General features: G+C 56.0%; 21 protein-coding genes and 1 pseudogene. All 22 read right to left on the reverse strand.

Annotated elements, in window-relative coordinates:
* Positions 1 to 499 (reverse strand): annotated as a pseudogene (locus tag C6W55_RS10450) (IS1634 family transposase); the annotation flags it as partial.
* 502 nt (positions 500 to 1,001) lie between these two features.
* On the reverse strand, positions 1,002 to 1,382 hold the full coding sequence (locus C6W55_RS10455) for a hypothetical protein (protein WP_286892606.1): 381 nt from the start codon (positions 1,380 to 1,382) through the stop codon (positions 1,002 to 1,004).
* Positions 1,383 to 1,507: 125 nt separating this feature from the next.
* Entirely contained in the window at positions 1,508 to 2,569 is a 1,062-nt protein-coding gene (locus C6W55_RS10460) for a phage minor capsid protein (protein WP_286892607.1), read from the reverse strand.
* A gap of 1 nt (position 2,570) precedes the next feature.
* Positions 2,571 to 4,073, reverse strand: coding sequence for a phage portal protein (locus C6W55_RS10465; protein ID WP_286892608.1), 1,503 nt, complete (start codon positions 4,071 to 4,073; stop codon positions 2,571 to 2,573).
* Between the two features lie 126 nt (positions 4,074 to 4,199).
* Positions 4,200 to 5,624 carry a DEAD/DEAH box helicase family protein gene (locus tag C6W55_RS10470; protein ID WP_286892609.1) on the reverse strand — a complete coding sequence of 475 codons (1,425 nt, stop codon included), beginning with the start codon at positions 5,622 to 5,624 and terminating at the stop codon, positions 4,200 to 4,202.
* On the reverse strand, positions 5,617 to 6,375 hold the full coding sequence (gene terS / locus C6W55_RS10475; protein WP_286892610.1) for a phage terminase small subunit: 759 nt from the start codon (positions 6,373 to 6,375) through the stop codon (positions 5,617 to 5,619). Before terS ends, C6W55_RS10470 begins: the two co-directional genes overlap by 8 nt.
* A gap of 52 nt (positions 6,376 to 6,427) precedes the next feature.
* Positions 6,428 to 6,988: a hypothetical protein gene (locus C6W55_RS10480; protein WP_286892611.1), complete on the reverse strand. Its 561-nt coding sequence runs from the start codon at positions 6,986 to 6,988 to the stop codon at positions 6,428 to 6,430.
* 286 nt (positions 6,989 to 7,274) lie between these two features.
* Positions 7,275 to 7,841, reverse strand: coding sequence for a tyrosine-type recombinase/integrase (locus tag C6W55_RS10485; protein WP_286892612.1), 567 nt, complete (start codon positions 7,839 to 7,841; stop codon positions 7,275 to 7,277).
* A 44-nt stretch (positions 7,842 to 7,885) separates the two neighbouring features.
* Positions 7,886 to 8,194, reverse strand: coding sequence for a hypothetical protein (locus C6W55_RS10490; protein ID WP_286892613.1), 309 nt, complete (start codon positions 8,192 to 8,194; stop codon positions 7,886 to 7,888).
* Between the two features lie 418 nt (positions 8,195 to 8,612).
* A complete protein-coding gene (locus C6W55_RS10495) occupies positions 8,613 to 9,059 on the reverse strand; it encodes an ArpU family phage packaging/lysis transcriptional regulator (RefSeq protein WP_286892614.1) in 447 nt (148 codons plus the stop codon).
* A 304-nt stretch (positions 9,060 to 9,363) separates the two neighbouring features.
* Positions 9,364 to 9,633 carry a hypothetical protein gene (locus C6W55_RS10500; protein ID WP_286892615.1) on the reverse strand — a complete coding sequence of 90 codons (270 nt, stop codon included), beginning with the start codon at positions 9,631 to 9,633 and terminating at the stop codon, positions 9,364 to 9,366.
* Between the two features lie 295 nt (positions 9,634 to 9,928).
* On the reverse strand, positions 9,929 to 10,183 hold the full coding sequence (locus tag C6W55_RS10505; RefSeq protein ID WP_286892616.1) for a hypothetical protein: 255 nt from the start codon (positions 10,181 to 10,183) through the stop codon (positions 9,929 to 9,931).
* Between the two features lie 37 nt (positions 10,184 to 10,220).
* Positions 10,221 to 10,595 carry a YopX family protein gene (locus tag C6W55_RS10510; RefSeq protein WP_286892617.1) on the reverse strand — a complete coding sequence of 125 codons (375 nt, stop codon included), beginning with the start codon at positions 10,593 to 10,595 and terminating at the stop codon, positions 10,221 to 10,223.
* Positions 10,596 to 10,716: 121 nt separating this feature from the next.
* Complete coding sequence (locus C6W55_RS10515) at positions 10,717 to 11,112, reverse strand: hypothetical protein (protein WP_286892618.1); 396 nt, start codon at positions 11,110 to 11,112, stop codon at positions 10,717 to 10,719.
* A 180-nt stretch (positions 11,113 to 11,292) separates the two neighbouring features.
* On the reverse strand, positions 11,293 to 11,523 hold the full coding sequence (locus C6W55_RS10520; protein ID WP_286892619.1) for a hypothetical protein: 231 nt from the start codon (positions 11,521 to 11,523) through the stop codon (positions 11,293 to 11,295).
* Positions 11,524 to 11,763: 240 nt separating this feature from the next.
* Positions 11,764 to 13,563 (reverse strand): DNA cytosine methyltransferase, encoded by a 1,800-nt coding sequence (locus C6W55_RS10525; protein ID WP_286892620.1) that lies wholly within the window; start codon positions 13,561 to 13,563, stop codon positions 11,764 to 11,766.
* Positions 13,548 to 14,345 carry an MmcB family DNA repair protein gene (locus C6W55_RS10530; protein WP_286892621.1) on the reverse strand — a complete coding sequence of 266 codons (798 nt, stop codon included), beginning with the start codon at positions 14,343 to 14,345 and terminating at the stop codon, positions 13,548 to 13,550. Before C6W55_RS10530 ends, C6W55_RS10525 begins: the two co-directional genes overlap by 16 nt.
* 477 nt (positions 14,346 to 14,822) lie before the next feature.
* Complete coding sequence (locus C6W55_RS10535) at positions 14,823 to 15,212, reverse strand: DUF1064 domain-containing protein (RefSeq protein ID WP_286892622.1); 390 nt, start codon at positions 15,210 to 15,212, stop codon at positions 14,823 to 14,825.
* Positions 15,209 to 16,591: a replicative DNA helicase gene (gene dnaB, locus C6W55_RS10540; RefSeq protein ID WP_286892662.1), complete on the reverse strand. Its 1,383-nt coding sequence runs from the start codon at positions 16,589 to 16,591 to the stop codon at positions 15,209 to 15,211. Before dnaB ends, C6W55_RS10535 begins: the two co-directional genes overlap by 4 nt.
* Positions 16,581 to 16,940 (reverse strand): replicative helicase loader/inhibitor, encoded by a 360-nt coding sequence (locus C6W55_RS10545; RefSeq protein WP_286892623.1) that lies wholly within the window; start codon positions 16,938 to 16,940, stop codon positions 16,581 to 16,583. The genes dnaB and C6W55_RS10545 overlap by 11 nt, the downstream gene beginning before the upstream one ends.
* Positions 16,918 to 17,829: a helix-turn-helix domain-containing protein gene (locus tag C6W55_RS10550; RefSeq protein WP_286892624.1), complete on the reverse strand. Its 912-nt coding sequence runs from the start codon at positions 17,827 to 17,829 to the stop codon at positions 16,918 to 16,920. The genes C6W55_RS10545 and C6W55_RS10550 overlap by 23 nt, the downstream gene beginning before the upstream one ends.
* 12 nt (positions 17,830 to 17,841) lie before the next feature.
* On the reverse strand, positions 17,842 to 17,991 hold the full coding sequence (locus C6W55_RS10555) for a DUF6906 family protein (protein ID WP_286892625.1): 150 nt from the start codon (positions 17,989 to 17,991) through the stop codon (positions 17,842 to 17,844).
* Position 17,992 lies beyond the last annotated feature (1 nt).

Here is a 17,992-nt window from a genome sequence, read left to right on the forward strand (position 1 = left end):
GCAGAAAATCCATTGCCCGATAGCCATGCTGCACGTCAAACGCTGGAAGATCCGGAATGGCCACTTCGCGATCCACCCAATCTTCCATGGCCAGCTTGCTGCTGGGTGCCAACGCCCGGTTGGCCACCATGGCAAAGATGGCGCGTTCCACCGGCATGCGGTATTCCCGATCGGCAAGCCGTCGTGTGATCGCTTCGCCGATCCCAAGCTTCTTCCACAGTTGATCGAGTAACCATACACCGCCCAGCGAACGACTGCTGAGCAGCGTGACCGATGTGGATGGCGATGGAGAAGGCGCCTGCGGCTCACCCACAAAACGATGGATGCTGGCGGCAAGACGTTTTAAGCCTTCCATGTCCAGTTCGTCCGCGCGGCCGAAATGGTACAGGACTTTCGCTTGCGGCGTCCCGGTCACCGGATTTCGTACATTATGGGCAAGCTGAACGTAACGGGTGACCGAACCATTTTTGTTTTTCCGAGAAATCGTTCGTATGTACATATCTACATGATATCGTATATACTACAAGAAATGCAACAAAAACATCGAGTTATCCACAGAAATTTAGTGCCTACAGATTTTCGGATTTTTTCACGATGTAGTGCCTGTGGACAAGTCGGAAAAACCGCGTCAAATCTGGAATTCAGTTATCCATAGCACCCAAGAGGGTGCCTACTTTTAGGGGCTTACTGTCGAACCCGGGTTTAAAGACTTCACGGCGTGTTGGTCATGAAAAAGGGCCCACGGAAGTCTCATCCGGGGCCCGCTACCTTTCCATCTCTCGAATAACCATGTGTTTTCCGCACTCGAGCAATCCAATGATTTCAGTGTCCAGTGTGTCACTCCAACCCACTTTGATCTCTCCATTTGGCTGCCGAGCGACAAACACAACCGAATCGACAAGCCCCATCTCAATGGCCTGCATGAGATTTTCAACACAGGCCCGCGGCGTTACCCTGCCCTCGCGCTTGGCTCGATGCTCAAGGATATCGTTCACCGGTAATCACCCCGTCAAACCTCTTTTCAGCGCCACAAGCCCGCGGCTGATCGCATCGATTGCTTGTTCAAGCGCGCAGTGCCTCAATTCGTCTTCGTGATCTGGGGTAACAGTGACCAGATGGAGATGCAGGAGTTCATGAACCAACGTAAGTTCCATATCCTGCTCTTCCATCAAGCCGTCTGGATAATCGACAGGATCAAGAATGCGGATTGACGCCATGCGCTTCTCAAGTGTCCATTCAACTTCTCCGCAGCGGTTCTCGCCTTTCATGTCTCGTTCCCGGAAGATCGAAACGTTGATGATCCAATCCTGCAGCCGCAGGATCTTTTGCCATTCCGCTAATTTAGCGCGAAGTTCGTCTTCGGTCTGAATGACGGCGCTCATCCCGCTTTTCCCTCCTTTCGAAGAAAACATCGGCCGCAATCAAAACCGCCGCGATCACCAACCACAGCGGCCAATAGGTTACTAACTTTTCGCCTTCGGTCATGTGGATCATGTCATGGATAAACCTATCCATCGGCCTCGCCCGCCTTTATCATTGCGTTAACCTTTCGATAAACCTCCTGCAGTTCTCGGTACGACTGCGTATTCCGCGCCTTCATGCTGGCGAATGTCCGCAGGTCAGGCGTATCGTCGGGAAGCACCGCCTTATAGCGGATCCATTGCTTGCGCGTCGCGTTCTTGCGCGACTTTTCGCGCTGCAGCTCGTTGTAACGCCGGATATTCGCTTCAGTCCGGTTGTCCACGAACGGCCGGTTCGATTGCTCGATCATGCGCTGGACCTCGTCCGGCGACGTCAGCTCCTCGATCCACGGCGTGAGCGAATGGACACAGTGGGAATGGTACGGCGGCCGGACCTCGAGCTTCGGGAATCGCGAATCACGCCCGCTGATGGAGTACACGCGGCCTTGGTATTTGGCGCAATACTCGCACGTGATGCCGACGGAATTGACGTACACGAGATCAATGCCGTTCTGGACGGTCATGTTCTCGGAGCCGGTGACATGCGCCTTGCGCTGATGGTAATGAATTACGCCGGTCATGTACTTGTCGGCCGGCACCCGGGCGCCGTTCCGGGTAACGATGCCGGTAATGCCCTGCTGGTTCAGCTCGGCGACGGCCTGATGCGTCGCTTCTCGGCGGCTCATACCGGTCAACAGCGACCGCTCATTCGCCCGCCTGACGGCCTCCTCAATGCGCCGCTTCGCATCCGCGCTCATGTTGTCGCTGGCCTCAAGGATCGAGTAAAACGCCTCGTCCATGATAGCCTGCGCGGCGCGCTGATGGATTAATGCCCGGAGCGTCGTGTTGATCGATTCCGCGGCCATGCCAGCTCGGATCATGCTCGTCACGGCCTCCGCGGCGCCGGCGTGGTACGACTCGCTGATCATACCCGCCATTTGCTGGCCGGTCTGTCCCGTCAGTTCGGCAATGATCTCCTCAACCTGCCGCAGCAGCTCGTTCTTGCGACGCTGCGAAATCGATCCATTCTCAAGCGACTGGATCAGCTCGCGCAAGCGCTCGTCCGCGCGGACGTAGAGCGCGATGATTTTTTCTGCCGACGTCGCCATATCACAGCGTCACCCGCGGCGGCTGCACGAAGGTCGGATTCATGGAGTCGACCGCTTTCTCTTCCTGGATCTTTCGGATTTCCTCCTCGATCGCTTCCTCCGACCAGTCGGGGTGGACGCGGCGGACCGTCGTCTCGAGCGATTGCACGCCGGCCTCGTAGTTGGCGCGCTCTTCTTTGTTCTGCTCTTCCTCGGCCTTCGGCAGCATGTCGCCCCATTCGATGACCGGCGCCTTTACCTCGTACTGCGTTCCACCGAGCGCGTTTTCGAGGATAATGCACTTGCGGATGGCGTCCTTGATCGCCGTGTCGAACTTCGCGCGGATCGCCTCGGCTTTGATCACGCTTTGAATCCACAGGTACAGCAGCGCTATTGCCGACTGTCCCGTGCCATTCTCAAGCCCTGCAGCCTGCGGAGATGTCTTTGTGATAGCAAGCATGTACTTGATCAGCCTGTTCACATGTTCGAACGATTGCTGCGTCTTCGCGTCCCACGTGATGTATTGCGGCACAGCACCCTTGTTCTCGTCATAGGACACGACCTCGAGATCGGCGTTCCGGACGAATCGCTGACCGTAGTGCTGGTGGTTCGTGTTCGCCACAGTGTCCCAGAGCGAGCGCGGTATGGCCAGCTTCGGCTTGCCGTGTTTCTCGAAGATCACAGCATCCCGGGTGATGGTCCAGTTGATCTCTTCTTGGATCATGTCGACATTCCGGAGCGCCGAACGGCCACGCGGTCTCGTAAGCGTCTCGTCATTCGTAACGACACCACACATGAGCTCGGACACGCCGACCAACTCCACGTCTTCCGGGATGTCGACGTTGTACTTGAGCGCATACTCCTGCACATCCATCTCCTCCGAGACGCTGTCGCCCTTCATTCGGAACACCATCTGCTGCATCGTCAGGCCAGTTTCGGTCAGGCGTTGGCGCTCGACGCGGAGAAACTGCTCCCTATTGACGCCGTCGCCGTGATTCTCGATCCACACGATGTCGGCGCCGAGGCCGTCCTGATGCGGGATGAACATATCGCGCAGTACCCATTCGAACCAGACTTTTTTTGTCACATCATCCCGGCGGATTCGGTACGCGATCATACCGTCAACCTGGTGCTGCGTCACGGCGGCCCAAATCTTCTCGTTCACCTTCGACGCCTCGACGACGCCGGTTACAAACTCAAGTTCCGCATCGTTTTCCGAGTCAGCCGAGATGTTGCCGAGCGACCGGTTCAGGAGATCGGCCGGCAGTTCCGCGACCAGGCTGCAGAAATTGACGACGATATACGGAACGCCACTCTCTACGACCTCTGTGACCTGTTCCCATTCCTTCAGCGACTTCCGGCGCCAGCGGTATCGTTTGTCTTTCCCCGCGTGCCGCGCCCGAGGGAAGATTTCCGCGTGGTCGCCGTCGTACAGCTTGCGGTAGTAGTTGGTCTCAGCGACTTCGACGTCAAATGGCGGCGGTGGGAACTGCTTGCGAGCGTATTCGATGGTCAGTGGAATCACCCCATTTCTGCAAAAGAAAAAGCCGCTCAATTGAGAGACTTTCGATTTCCTTCATTTGGTTTCAGGTACGAAGCACGGCATGTCCGACAATTCTTTGTCGTTCATCCATGCACGCATGTTACCACATCACCAACCTGCCGGCCGCTGACCGCTGAACGGCAAACTGCGTTCTTCCACGAACGCCAGCACGACAGCGTCCGCCCGGTCCGGCGAGTCCAAACCGCGCTTTTTCATGTCTTCCTTTCGCTCCAGCGCCAGTTTTCCGCGGCTCGTCATTCGGTATTTGCGCTGCGACAGTTGCGCGATCAGCCGGTCGTCGTTCGGCAGCTCGATCGTCGGCGCTTCTCCCCGCATGTGCCGCGAGAAGCTTTCCTGCAGCAGATCCCGGACCGTCGCCCAGGTTTCGGTGCCGCGGTTCTCGTAATGCTCCTCCTCGTCGGACGTCGGCTTGCCGCTGTTGTTGACCGGAACCACTGTCCAATCATAAAGCCGATCCTCGTGGATCACCTCGTTGAGTCGATCCGTTACGCCGCCGCCGACGCCGGTGTCGTCGACCTTGATCACAACACGGCGGATGTGCGTGTACTGCTGCAGCATCTCCCTGGCCGTCGCGATCACCCACCCGGCCGTCACCATCGTGTCCTGCTTGTGGTATGTCCTCAAGTCGAACACCTTTCCGCCAATCCGCGGCGCGATGACGGTCTCATCGTCGCCGAAGCGCGCCACGTCGACACCGATGTGCAGCGTATCGCCCGCCGGCCGGACCGTGGCGTTCGCCGCGTACTCCACCAGCTCGAGCGCGATGAAAGCATCCGACTCGGCCTTCGGGAACTCTCCATACACGCGCACGCGCACGACGTCACTTTCGGCGCCGTACTTGTCGATTAGCATCTGGATGTTCTCGCGGCTCGTGCGCGCGCTATCCCGGCTGTCGACCTTATGAGTCTTGAATCGCTTGCGGTCGCGGTTGTGCGAGTCATAAAAAACACCCGACGTTCGCGTCGGGTTTCCGCACATGAGCAGCTTGTTCTCGGGCCCGGAGAGCGTGCCGAGAATCGCTTCCATGATCGGATCAGCAACGCCTGATGCTTCGTCTACGATGAACAGCATGTAGTCTTCGTGGAAGCCCTGCATGTTCTCCGGCCTCGTCGCCGTCCGTGTCGTCGCAAACCAGCGTTCTTCGTGGCCGATCATGTAGACCTTCGTCTTCGTCCACTTCAGCAACCGCCGGATTTTCGCCTTCTCCAGCCACTTCGCGACCTCGGCCCAGAGCACGTCTTGCAGCTGCTGTTGAGTCGGAGCCGTGCAAACGATTTTCGGGTTCGGACGGCAGCACAAAAACCAAATGACGGCCCATGACTCGAGCGCCGTCTTGCCGACTCCCTGACCGGACCGCACGCTCACCCAACGATGCCCAGCGAGATCACGGAGAACGGCCCGCTGCCAATCGTCAGGTTCCGCGTCGAGCATATCCTGCACGAATGCGACTGGGTCATCCCAATACACATCGAGCAGTTCGACGAGCGTCGATTGGACAGCATGACTACTCATCATCGCTCACCTGCCGCGCCCGACGCCGCTCGGCGGCCTCCTTCAGCGCCGCCACCCAATCTTCGGCGTCGGCGTTCTTGCCGCCGCCTTTGACAGACTCGACTTCCGCCCGCACCTTCTCGACTTGCGCCTGCATGAGTTCGAGCTTCGCGCGGCGCTCGTCGTTCTCGGGTGCCGCAGCAAGGAACTGCTTGATCGCAGAGCGCAGTTCCTTGTTGATCGTCGCGAACGCCTTGAGCTGGGCGGCTTCCTTATCCCAGGCAAATTGCAGTTCGTATTCTTCTTCGGTTCCATTGCCAAATTTGCCCGGCATGAACTTTTCGCGCTTGATCTCTTTCGTTAAATCATCCTTGCTACGCACGAACATAATCCGCTGCGCCCATAGCATTTTGGCGTAGGCAAGTTCCACGCCGTGCCAGAGCATATCGAGCGGGTCGAGGTTTTCGACCTCTTTCATGAGATCCCGAAGCTCGTCCGGCAGCAGCTTGCGGTACAGCCCGTGCTTCAGCGCATTCTGGTTGCCCTTCGGCGCGCCGCCGCCGCGGTTCCCTTTTGCGTTTTGGTTCCCCTTCGGCGCACCGCGCGGCCGTTTGGCGGGGATCTCGTCCCACTTGTCCTGGAACTTCCACTTGCGGATCAAGACGTCAGAGACGCCGAGCTCGTTGGCGATGTCGACAAGCTTCATTGTCCGGCCGGATTTCAGCCAGAGCTGAAGAGCTTTCTTGCGGTTATCGCTGCGCGGTCGAGACACTACATTCACCCCACCTCCAAAAAAAGACACCCTATTGGGTGCCACAATTGAATCAACCAACTAAGAAAAACCTATCGCCTTTTTTGTATACTTTTCCACCTAAAATAAGCGCATTTAGTATCGAGTTGGGTAAAGGAAGATAACCGACTTTTGCAACTATCTCATCTATTGTTAATCCTTGAGGATTCTTTTCTAACACTTCAATAATCTTCTCGAACTTTTCACTACGTCGTACTTTAATATTCCCTCCAATTTGAGCAGCAGCTGATATATTTTGTTGTACATCCTTTAGTTTTTCTTTTAACTCTGATTCATCTGTCCCTTTTTCGACTTTACTTATGATTTCTCCAATATCGGCATTCGCCTTAATCATGAGCTTGTAGAAAATTTCCTCATTCTCGTAATCACCTGGGCCGTAGAGGACCTCTGGCCTAGTTACGAGAATACAAAAAAACGCAGCTACAATCGCAATAGGGAACCCAATCGTGAACCAAACGAATATTCGCTGGATTTCAAGCGGCAGACCGAGTAATACAACAGTCCCTGCAACCTCCGCGATCCCAGCAAATAATGCAATGATGGTCAGCGGATTCTGGACCTTCATCTTGTGCACGAGCCATCAGCCTCCCCGACATTATCATACATGAACTTCCAATTGTCGGCAATGAATCGGGGTAACTGATGATTTGAGTTTGAAAGAACGGAACGCGTCGTTTGGTAACGCGACGTTTCCATTGACGTTCTCGGTTTTCGTCAACTTCCGCCATCTCGAATCTTCCAGTTTCTGCTTCTACACTAACCCATAACATAGATTCTGTTGCACTCATAAATCGCTGTTTTTCTTCGATTCTTCTAGGGTTTGTTTTTGGTGCAGTGGTTTGAGTGCAACACAACACGAATTATGCGTACTTCAGACGCCTTATCGCGCTGTCCATGAGGTCCTGTGTGAGGCCCAAATACATCAAAGTGACGGTTTCCGACGTGTGATTGAACATCCGCATAAGTAACGCTAAATTGCGCGGGTCCTGCATGTACAGGTGGTAGCCCCACGTCTTCCGCATCGTGTGCGTGCCGATGTCGGTCAGGCCAAAATGATCGGCCGCCTCGCGCAGCATCTTGTAGGCGGTGCTGCGGTCGATCGGCCGGCCAGCGAAACCGGTATGCTTTTTCCGCTGTCGACTCTGGAATAAATATTCATGATCCTGCTTGTCCCGAATGAAGAAGTCCAGATCCGCGCGGATCGACGGATGGATAATGAACCGTTTCCGCTTCTTCGTCTTCGACTCCACAATGTCGATATGGGTGCCGCGCACCTGCCCGACCTTCAGATTCAAGAGGTCCGACACGCGCAGGCCGCTGTAGACGCCGAGCGAAAAGAAGATATAGTTTCGAAAGTTCCGGACTTTGAAGTATTGCCGGATCGCTTCCACCATCTGCGGATCCCGGATCGGTTGAACGAAGTTCATGATCACCACCTCGCAAGGCAATAGAAAAAGCGCCAGAAGGCGCCTCAATATGAATCATTCACGACCCATTTCGCATTCTCGTCGTCCGGTCGATAAAATGTGAGTAGTTGTCTCATCGCTTCACGGACCGCGGCCTCAACGGTTTTGCCTCCGTTAATCGATGAAATATATGGCCCTGCTTGTTGCGATCCATGATAATAATGACTGGTAGACGAGACATAACCTCCGTTCTTATCTTTTAAGACCTTGATTCTTACTTTCTGATACCCAATCCATACTTCCCATTCACCGACGAATTCATAAACATCAATTACTTCTTCGTAGGACTGAAGAAGTTCCATAATACCTGACATGCATAATCGCCTCCCAATGCCATAATTCGACACTAGGAGGAAATTTCCTGTTCTGAATCAGCGGGTTGACGTTTTTTCTCCGCTCCCGCCGCTCTTTCCGATTCCGCGGCTCCGGCCACGCAAACGGCGCCAGGCGGCGCGCCAGTCGATTGATCCACTTCAGGGCCGCACAACCCCCGTTCGCTTGTCGCGCCGGTACGGATTGACGGACCAGATGATGCGGTGCCGCTTGCTGATCCAGCCTGCAAAATGGGACGAAACCTTAATCATGATTGCTCCTCCTTCTCCAGAGACGAAAAGGGCCGCCGATGATCGGCGACCCTGATTGCAATTCTTCGACGATACCATCATATCATGGAATTTTGCGAGAAAGCGGCCATGATGCGGTCATAAAGCGGCCACAGAGCGGCCACGTTTTTTATTCTTCCCGGAGCACCACCAGTCCGAGGGCTGTTGCCAGCCTATAGATCGCATAGGATTTAATTCGGCGGTAATGCCGGGTACTGTACCCGAGAGCGGTTGCCACCTCAATATCCATCACGTTATCATCGTCCAGGTAACGCATTCGGATCAGTTTCTGCTGTTGAGCTCCCAGCCGGCTGACAGCTTCTTCGACGCGCTCAATATGCCGGCGGCGCCGCTCCTGCTCATCCACGTTTGTGATGGCGATCCTCTCAGTTTGCGATCCGACCGCGTTCGTCGGACCGTGATATCGCGGCTCATACAGTGGTGTAACTTTCGGATCGAGCGGGATATATTCTGTTACCTTGTACTCCCTCGCATCATACAGATATTGTTCAACCGCTTCCCTCGTCGCTTCCTCGTCTATTTCGTAAATGCCGAGACAGAGTTGTTTTGCACCCATTCCCCTACACCTCACCCTTGTGCTATGATGATGTGTAGGAACATCCATTCGGCTTTTCCCCTGCATGGCCCAAATGCAGGGGAAGTTTTTTATTTCTTTTGCGGCCTCGGCTGCATGTTGAACTGGTCCGGCGTCCGCAGCACGTACTCCCTTCCGCTGACCCGGATCACGGTCGGTACACCTCGTTTGACTTTTAGGACTGTCACGACCGGGCGGTATTTGTCTCCGCGGTTCACTTGGCGCTCGCCTCGCACAAGGGTCTTGTCTCGTTTGTGTCTCACAATATCTCCCGGTTTAATATCGCTCATCCGTCCGTCACCCTCTCGACCACTAATCTTTCCAATTCGAATCCGGCATATCTTACTCGGTCATAGATTCGATTTAACTGGCTTTTCAGTTCGATGTTACCCTCGACGATTCGGGCCTGATCTTTAAGCCTCGTCATCAACATCTTCGACATCTCCACCGCTCTCGGCTGCCACCCCATATGGCCGGAATGCCCGGCCGTCTCGGAGTCGTCCCATCCGCGAAGATAAAGACCATTCACGAGGATGCGATATTTCGGCAAGCTCATCCGTTTTCTCCCTCCCCTCTCGATCTATCTCATGCATCCTTATCCGCGCTAAACACGCATTTAATGCGATCTATCGGGACATCTTCGTCCAGCCACCACGCCTCACCAAACCGGTTGTGATGATCTGGAAGTTTGTACGCCTTTTCGCTCTCTACCTTGTATATGACCGTACGCTGTGTCTTGATTGCCCAAGCCATTGCCGCAAGAAACGTGGTGAATCCACGAACCGGAGCATGGATGCAGCCTGACGCTCGATAGTTCTTCGCCTTCTTCGGCGTGGTGACGTGGTATAGAATCACTCCACCGTCACCCCGATCTCTTTGAGGATGTCGCGGGCGCGTTGGCCCTCGTCATAGTAAATTGCCTCTGCCGGCCCGATCAACGTTCCATGCCGCAAGTGGTGTACTTCTTGGACGTAATTGGTTTTGTCCGCATACCACCGCAACCCCTCGATCAGCTTGTCTCGTTCCTCCCGCAATCGTTTGAGTTCCGCATCCAGTTCCTTGATTCTCGCGTTGGCCGCGGACAAGCTTTGAAAACTACCGTTCATATCCCCATCACCGCCAATTCTTCGTAATATGTTCGAACTACTCAGTAAGCAGTTCGGGGTTTTCGTAGATGTTGCCGATGACTTCACAGTAAGTAGCCCATCTTATAAGAGCCTCAACACTACCGCCTTTGACCGTGAACATTGCCCAATCTTCCGACCAAATTACTTCGAAACGAAAAAGTTTGTGGTTACTTTCGAGGATATCCCCCTCATAAATCTCCTTGCCGTTCTTGTCTTTCAGGCCGGTCGATTGCCCAACGGTTTCGGGATCGACAACGTAGTCATACAAATACGACTCACCGTTATCCTTTGTGATAGGCGACCATATCCTTGCAATACCTTGCGGGCTTTTGGTGTAATATCCGTAGACCCATACGGTGCTATCTTTGATTCGTCCGCGATATTGACGCATGGTTTAGGCTCCTTTCATCACTTCTTTGGCTATCTCAGCCAAGATTGCCCTCCGATCATGAGGCGGGAACCGGTTCAAAATGGCCATCTTGTTAATTTTATCCCACGCCCGAAACTTTATCTCACGCATCGTTCCCGTCTCCTTTCAGCGCCTCTTCCGCCGTCAGTAAGATTTCTACCCACGTCTTGCGTTGGCTCTCGTATTGAAGCTCATCCAATTCCGACTGTGCGATGGCGTGAATGTGTCCCAACGCCGCCCGCAAACGCTTAACTTCTTCCTGCTGACGCTTGATTAGACCTTCTCGCGCCCAGTAGGCGTTGATATGTTCCATTTCAGGGGCATCGAATGCGCCGGATTGGATGAGGTTAATCGCCACTTGGTGCGTATCAATCCGCACTTCACACGTTTCGTTTAGCGAATGACTACCGTCCTTAAACGTCTTACGGAATTGCTTCCAGTGCTCGATTCGTTCTTTGTGCCACTCCAACACCGCTTTTTTGCTCAAGTATTCACTCATGGGATTCGCTCCTTTCACATCTCACATTTCCTGCCGGGGCAGTCGTTGCCGTAGGCTTGCGATTCGTCGGGTATGTTCAGCAGTCGCTTCAAATCTTCTTTTCTGCAACGCTCGCATACCTTGAGTCGGTTTCGGATGAGAAATGAACTGCCATATTGGTACTCATCGTGTTCACCGCCATCAAAACAGTACAAGTTGTCCTTCTGGAACCGTTTCAAAAAGCCAACTTTCAAACCGCAGCCGCTCTTCTTCGCCAATCACGTCCCATCTGCCGATGCCGTGCGTACCGCGCCACTCGCGCCATTTTCGGCTGATCCAGAGGATGTATCCTGTCACATCCCCCGGATCAGCGCCGGTATGGAGAAGATAGGCGCGGTAGTAGGGTTGGAATTCGTCATACTGACCACTCACGATGACCGTCTCCTCTGCCAAAGTCCGTATTGACTGGCCCACCCGATGACTGTTGGTACGGTCACACCCAATATGTCCGCAATCTCAGACGGCGTATGATACGGCCACAAGCGAATCAGATCATAGACCTTGCGCGAGCTGAGCGTACGGCGCTGCAACTCCCGGGCGGCTGCGTATCGTTCTTCAAGCGGCTGACTGTCATCTACGGCGATTTGGTAGAGTTGTTGTTTTGCCGTCATCTCAATGCACCACCGTTCGCTCCTGTTCCTCTACTTCCGGCAGCACCCACACGTCGTTCCAGCTCATCTCAAATGTGATACCGGCCTCAGCCTGTGCGATTGCCATCATGATCACATTGCCCATGGCCTCAGCAGCCGGCACCGGAACTGCATTCCCGATGTATTCCCGGGCCTTCGCGTCGCTGCATCCATCGAGCTGGAACGGACGCCCATCAGGAAGGTGCGTCGGGAAGCCCTGAAGCATCGCCAACTCGTATGTCGTCAGCGGCCGGTGCCATGTGCCGTCCTCGGCGATGATTACCCATGTTCCTGACTCGTTGTCCTCCGGGATTCGCGGGTCGGCGACGGCCGCCGCGCCGGCGTGGATGTCCCCGGCGCCGATCACGGTCTTCGCTGGCTCGTCCCACTTTTGGACGCCCATCGTGCCAGACCGGGGCGAGCAGCCAATGCGCGGGTCGGCAACACTCGACGCCGACTGCATGATCCTGCTGTTGCCTCGGATCGTTTTCGCCGGTTCGTCCCAATCCTGGACGCCGTAGCAGTCGGGCATCAACTCAGTCTTCACGCGCGGATCTGCTATCGCTGGCGCGCCGCTGCCGAATCTCGTGCCGGTCACAGTCGGCGAAGGTTCGCCCATCCGCACAACTCGGTACACGCCCGGATGCTTGCCTTCCTGAGCCCGCAATCGTGGGTCACTGATCGTTATCGCACCGTTGTTCGGCCTGTGTGCACCCGTGACGCACGGGGCGGGCTCATCGTACCGGACCACCCGGTAGATTGCGGCGTGACCGTTGACGTCAAGTCCGATGCGCGGGTCCGACACCGCTGCAGCGCCATTGCTCCGTCCAAGTCCGGCTGTGGCCGTCACCGTGCGGGATGGATCGTCCCACTGTTCGACCGCGTATGCGCCGCCGCGCGCCTCGTGCTCAATCCGGTACCGCTGCCAGTCGATAGCATTCAGATCCCGCCAGTCTCCGCCGGCCGGTATCAGCGCCAGCCGCACCCACGTTTTCCACTGGAGCCGCGGTAGCCGATGCATCGGCCCGCCGGCCGGATCGTCCGGCAGCGGGAGCGGCCCGAGCACATCGCCGATCGTCTTGAGCAGCTTCTTCGGCGGCAGGTAGCACCAATTCGGTACGCGCTTCTGGTTCCGGGCCAGCAGCAGATAACGCATCCGATTCTGGCCGAGCCCGCCGATCTCTCCGAGGTTGTGGTCACTTCGCATATCTACCGCGTACCCGTATCGCTCGAGCAGGCGCTTGATGCGTTGCAGGATGTCGGCCCCACGGGACGTGATTCGTGGCACATTCTCGAAGTGGATGAACGCCGGAAGCTCGCCGTCGCCGTACCTCACGCAGGCTTCGAGGCACAGTTCCAACCCGCGGATCGTGAGAAGGTTCAGCGCCTGGTACTTCGCTGACCGCGCCGACTTTTCCGGAAGCAAGCCGCTGAATCCTTTGCACGGCGGCGAAAGGAACAAGTAGTCCGGCACCTGCTCCTTGAATGCCATCCAGATGTCCTGCGGCGTCGCTTCCTGCCACTCTTCCGGCGGCTCGTGGCCGAACCATTTCCGGTACTGGTCCCGGTCGAACAGGTCCATCTGCACGGCCGTCTGCTCGCCGATGATGAGGTCGTGGTTTCGGCACGCGACCGGGTCGAAGTCAATCGAGCAGAGAATCTCCCAGCGATATACCCGACCGTAGGCTTCGACCAGCGAGCGCTTCAGGCCCGCCGAGAATCCGCCGATTCCACCGAATAGGATTGCTGCTGTGCGAATCTCCGACTTCATGCGGTCGAGCATTGTTCCGCATTCCTTTCGTCCAGCATTTTTTTGATCACGTCAGCCCGTTTGAGTAGGTATTGCAATTCACTCTCAATCCTTGGATCAAGACCGTTCGCAAGCGCCTTTCGAAGTTCTTCTTTCCAGGACGTTCCCCAGCCGTCTATCCAGATTCCGTACTCACGCAGAATGTCGCTCACTTCTTTTAAGCGCTGAAGCTTTTCTTTTCTGTCGCTCAGTCTCTCAAGTTCCCGGCGCAATTTCCCGATTTCTTCCGTCACCTTGATGCCGAATCTTTCCCCTATTTCCTTTCGCTCGTCCTTGTCCTGCAGGTATGCTTCGATGTATTCGCGCTGGGAAGAGAAAAACGGGTGCCGCTCATTGTCGAGACGTGACATGATGATGTACATGAGCATGTTTGACGGTATGGTGACTTGGCGGTATGACGGTTTTCTCATCGTGAAGAGCGACCCCGTTTCAGGCTTGTAATAGACAAGCCCGACTTCATCCGGAAGTTCCTCCGGTTGGATCAATCCCTTTGGACATACAAATGCGAACTGATGGCAATATTGCAGATAAGCCATCCACTTCTCGTCCCGCGTGAAGTCGCTGCGGTCGACCTTGATCTCGTATGCGGTGATGCATGGGTTCGCCCAGGATTTTTTGATTGCGAGCGCATCAATGATGTGCAGGTCTGCTCCGTAGTGCGTGGGGCCTGTTTTGACTTCCGTTAGAAAGAAGTCCTCATGATGCCGCTTGCTGAGCGCACGCTTTATCATGTCCGCCCTGACCTTGACCTTCACGCTTCCACCTCCACCATCTGCGCCGCTCTCCGGCGCCTATTCCTTTCGATATGTGCCCTGGACATCGACTCATGTCCGTATTTCTCGCCGCGGAATATGATGTGATATCCCTTTAGCAGGTCGTCAGCCGAAACATCCCAACCACGTTCTTTTGCCGCCTTCGCCGCGAACCCGGCCATACGGCAAAACCGACGCATATGCACTATCCCAACCGTCTCGAACCACTGAGGATCGATCATTTTCTCTTACCCACCCCCAGCCTTTGCTTTGCTTCCATCGCATGGATAGGGCAGAAATGCGTGTCACCGCCGAGATGTATCGCACACTGCTCGCAAATTCGCCGATCGCAGGTCTGTGGTGTTTTCCGGAAGTCGATCGTCGTCTGGACCCATCCGACAACGAAGTCGCAGAGTAGCGTGGCTTTTCGTTTATGGCAGAACCAGCAACGCTCTTTGTAGTGAACAATCTCCGCCGGGCTCATGCCTCCACCTCCACGATCCGCAGCGTCGGGTATCGTTTCTCGAACATCTTCCGCTTGTCCCGGTATGTCCGAGTCTTCATCCCCTTCACGTCCTCGACGGTGTTCGTCCCGTCCGACCAGCGGATCAGGAAATCCGCGACGTATTCAATCTTGCCGAACGTAATGTCGCCCTTCTGAAAGCCCTCCTGCAGCAGAAACCGCGGCTGAAGGATGAACCATTCGATCACGCCGGCTTGCTGGAGGGCCTTCAGTTCGCAGTACCGGTTCGCCTCAGCCTGTGAGTCGAATGTGATGCCGTCGACGCGTGTCTTCTCGTTCCGGTACTTGCTGCGCTTCTTGCCGTCCAGGTACGCCCGATACTCTTCAACCGTCATGCGTTCCGTCATGCCCATTGCCTCCTCCGGTCCGGCTCTTCCCGGCGCGCCGGCTGCTCACCGTGCCCGCGGTCGAGGCTCACGAACTTGTTGAAGTTCTTCAGGAACACGAGCTCGACCGTGCCGACCGGGCCGTTCCGCTGCTTCGCGATGATGATTTCGATGATGTTCTTCTTCTCCGTCTCCCGGTCGTAATAGTCGTCCCGGTACAGGAACGCGACGATGTCCGCATCCTGCTCGATCGAGCCCGATTCGCGCAGGTCGGAGAGCATCGGACGCTTGTCCTGCCGCTGCTCGACTGCGCGGCTCAGCTGCGACAGGGCGATGACCGGCACGTTCAGCTCGCGCGCGATTTGCTTCAGTGTGCGGGAAATTTCCGAGACTTCCTGCTGCCGGTTCTCGCCTCGCCGACGCGTCTGGACCAGTTGCAGATAGTCGACGATCAGTAGCCCAAGTCCGTGTTCGCGTTGCAGTTTGCGGGCCTTCAGGCGGATATCCTGCACCGTCAGCCCAGGCGTATCGTCGATGTAGATCGGCGCCTCGTTGAGGCTCCCGATTGCCATCGTCAGCTTTTCCCAATCATCACTCTCCAGCCGACCCGTCCGCAGCCTGCTCGCGTCGATCGGTCCCTCGGCCGCGATCATCCGGTCTACCAGTTGCCCAGCGGACATCTCAAGGCTGAAGATCCCGACCGTCTCCCGCGCCCGGATTCCGACATTGGCTGCGATGTTGAGCGCGAATGCCGTCTTCCCGACCGACGGCCGCGCGGCCACGATGATCAGGTCGCTTCGCTGGAAGCCGGTCGTCATCCGGTCCAGATCCGGGTATCCGGTCGGGAGCCCGGTCACGCCGTTCCCCGCCGGGGCTTCCGCGCGCCGCTCAATCTCGTCGTAACGGCTGACTGCAACCTCACCGATTGGCCGGAATGTCTTCTCGGCCGCCGCGCTCTGCTCGAGGATGGACATTGCCTTGTCCTGGACGGCCGCCGCAATCTGGCCGGCCTCACCATCCCCCTGCATGGCCTTCTGCAACGCTTCGCGGAGCATCAGGATCTCAGCACGTTTCAGGTGCCGCTCACGGACGATGCCGGCGTAATACTCGATATTGGCCGCCGTTGGCACAATGCTTTCGAGCCTTGCCAAATAATCAACCCCGCCGACTGTCTCCAACTCGCCGCGTTTGATCAGTTGATCCGTCAGTGTCACGAGGTCGATCGGCTCGCCCGCCTCGCGCAGCTCGCACATGGCCCTGTAAATTCGGGCGTTCCGGGCGTCGTAAAACTCGTCGCCGCGAAGGACGCTTTCTGCCGCGTCGAAGGCGGCGTTATCCAACAGGATTGAGCCGAGCACCGACACCTCTGCCTCGTAGTTCTGCGGCAGTTCAGCCGCCATAAGCTCGTCGCGCAGCAAGCTGCCTCATCCTCTCTTTCACTTCCGGCGGCGCCGGCACGGCTGATCGGGCGAACTCATCGAGCCGTCGAAAATGCTCCTCGCTCTCGCGCCGCAGTTGCTCGTGGTAAATCGTCTCCGGATCCTTGTGTTCGAGCGGCCGCCGCAGGTCGGCGATCGTCGGAGGGAACCGCTCATCCCGGATATGCCGTTCGAGATTCGCCTTTGCCTGCTCAAACGGTGTGTCCGCCAGGTATTGGTGCCAAAATCTCACGTTTTCGCTGCTGCCGTCGAAACCCGGATATGCCCGTTTGATCATAACGAACAGTTCAGCGACTTCCGCTAGCTTCACGCGCCCTCTCCTCCTCGATCAGTCTCGTCAGTTCGTCGATCTGCGCCTGATGACGTGATTTCCGCGGTTGCGCGACAAGGGCGACCGGGGGGAGTGGCACCCCCTCGGGGACTGGCACCCCTTCGGTTATGGCGCGCTCCGTTTCCCATGCCTCGAGGATCGCATTCTTGTAATAAGCGAAGGTCGAGATCTTCGCACCATTTGCCGTTCTCTCCTCGTGCACGGTCCGCATGACCCGGATGATTAGGGTGGGTGGCACTCCCAGGGCGATCATCTCGGTCATAAGCTTCACGTCCGGCGGCTTCACATGTATGTCAAGCTTCCCGTGAAGCGTGCAAAATTCCCTGAAAACTTTCTCGAACTCGGCCGTATCATCAGTAGTAGTAGCAGTAATATCAACTGATATATCTTTTTTAGAGTGGACATTTTTGTCCGGGTGATCGGGCATTTCTGTCCACTCTCTTGTTTCAGATTGGACAATTTTGTCCAATCTCTCTGGTTCAGTTCGGTCATTATTGTCCGTTCTATGATCATCAGATTGGACATATTTGTCCGATCTCTCAGGTTGAGAGTGGACTCTCTTCTTTGAATTTCTGACCTCAATGATGATGCCGTAAGGCGCTCGGGTCACTCTTATGTAGCCATACTGTTCCAGGGATTTGATCCAGCGCCTCACGGTCTTTTCGTCTACCCCAAACGGTTCTGCCATTTCGGACAGCTTCAGTGGTTTCTTCCCCAGTACATGCCCCCAGGTGACCCCTTCCTCGTCCATGACTTCCTTTGTAGTCGCGCTGATGCACCAGGAGAAGAACCACAGGGCCGTTCCTATTTGCTTGTAGTGCTTTGGTTCAAAGATCCCCGAGTACATCGGGAAGGGGTAGCTGTTCATTTCGTATCACCTTCAGGCCGGTATTACCTTCTTCGTGCCCGTGTACCGATGTACCAGGTGCAACTCCCCCGGCGGCGCCTTTGCAACGAGCCAATTGTCCGGATTGAGGCTCACAGCGGCGATCGCCTTCTTCTGCCGCAGCGTCGGTCGTTTCCCCTTCATC

The sequence above is a fragment of the Thermobacillus sp. genome (genome assembly GCF_003390775.1).
GTDB lineage: Bacteria > Bacillota > Bacilli > Paenibacillales > Paenibacillaceae > Thermobacillus > Thermobacillus xylanilyticus.

Bases quoted from the DNA above. Each gene is read 5' to 3' on its own strand.
- C6W55_RS10455 (WP_286892606.1), bottom strand. From the start codon at position 1,382: ATGAGCGCCGTCATTCAGACCGAAGACGAACTTCGCGCTAAATTAGCG.
- C6W55_RS10460 (WP_286892607.1), bottom strand. From the start codon at position 2,569: ATGGCGACGTCGGCAGAAAAAATCATCGCGCTCTACGTCCGCGCGGAC.
- C6W55_RS10470 (WP_286892609.1), bottom strand. From the start codon at position 5,624: ATGAGTAGTCATGCTGTCCAATCGACGCTCGTCGAACTGCTCGATGTG.
- C6W55_RS10485 (WP_286892612.1), bottom strand. From the start codon at position 7,841: ATGAACTTCGTTCAACCGATCCGGGATCCGCAGATGGTGGAAGCGATC.
- C6W55_RS10490 (WP_286892613.1), bottom strand. From the start codon at position 8,194: ATGTCAGGTATTATGGAACTTCTTCAGTCCTACGAAGAAGTAATTGAT.
- C6W55_RS10495 (WP_286892614.1), bottom strand. From the start codon at position 9,059: ATGGGTGCAAAACAACTCTGTCTCGGCATTTACGAAATAGACGAGGAA.
- C6W55_RS10500 (WP_286892615.1), bottom strand. From the start codon at position 9,633: ATGAGCTTGCCGAAATATCGCATCCTCGTGAATGGTCTTTATCTTCGC.
- C6W55_RS10505 (WP_286892616.1), bottom strand. From the start codon at position 10,183: ATGAACGGTAGTTTTCAAAGCTTGTCCGCGGCCAACGCGAGAATCAAG.
- C6W55_RS10510 (WP_286892617.1), bottom strand. From the start codon at position 10,595: ATGCGTCAATATCGCGGACGAATCAAAGATAGCACCGTATGGGTCTAC.
- C6W55_RS10515 (WP_286892618.1), bottom strand. From the start codon at position 11,112: ATGAGTGAATACTTGAGCAAAAAAGCGGTGTTGGAGTGGCACAAAGAA.
- C6W55_RS10525 (WP_286892620.1), bottom strand. From the start codon at position 13,563: ATGCTCGACCGCATGAAGTCGGAGATTCGCACAGCAGCAATCCTATTC.
- C6W55_RS10535 (WP_286892622.1), bottom strand. From the start codon at position 15,212: ATGACGGAACGCATGACGGTTGAAGAGTATCGGGCGTACCTGGACGGC.
- dnaB (WP_286892662.1), bottom strand. From the start codon at position 16,591: ATGGCGGCTGAACTGCCGCAGAACTACGAGGCAGAGGTGTCGGTGCTC.
- C6W55_RS10550 (WP_286892624.1), bottom strand. From the start codon at position 17,829: ATGAACAGCTACCCCTTCCCGATGTACTCGGGGATCTTTGAACCAAAG.
- C6W55_RS10555 (WP_286892625.1), bottom strand. From the start codon at position 17,991: ATGAAGGGGAAACGACCGACGCTGCGGCAGAAGAAGGCGATCGCCGCT.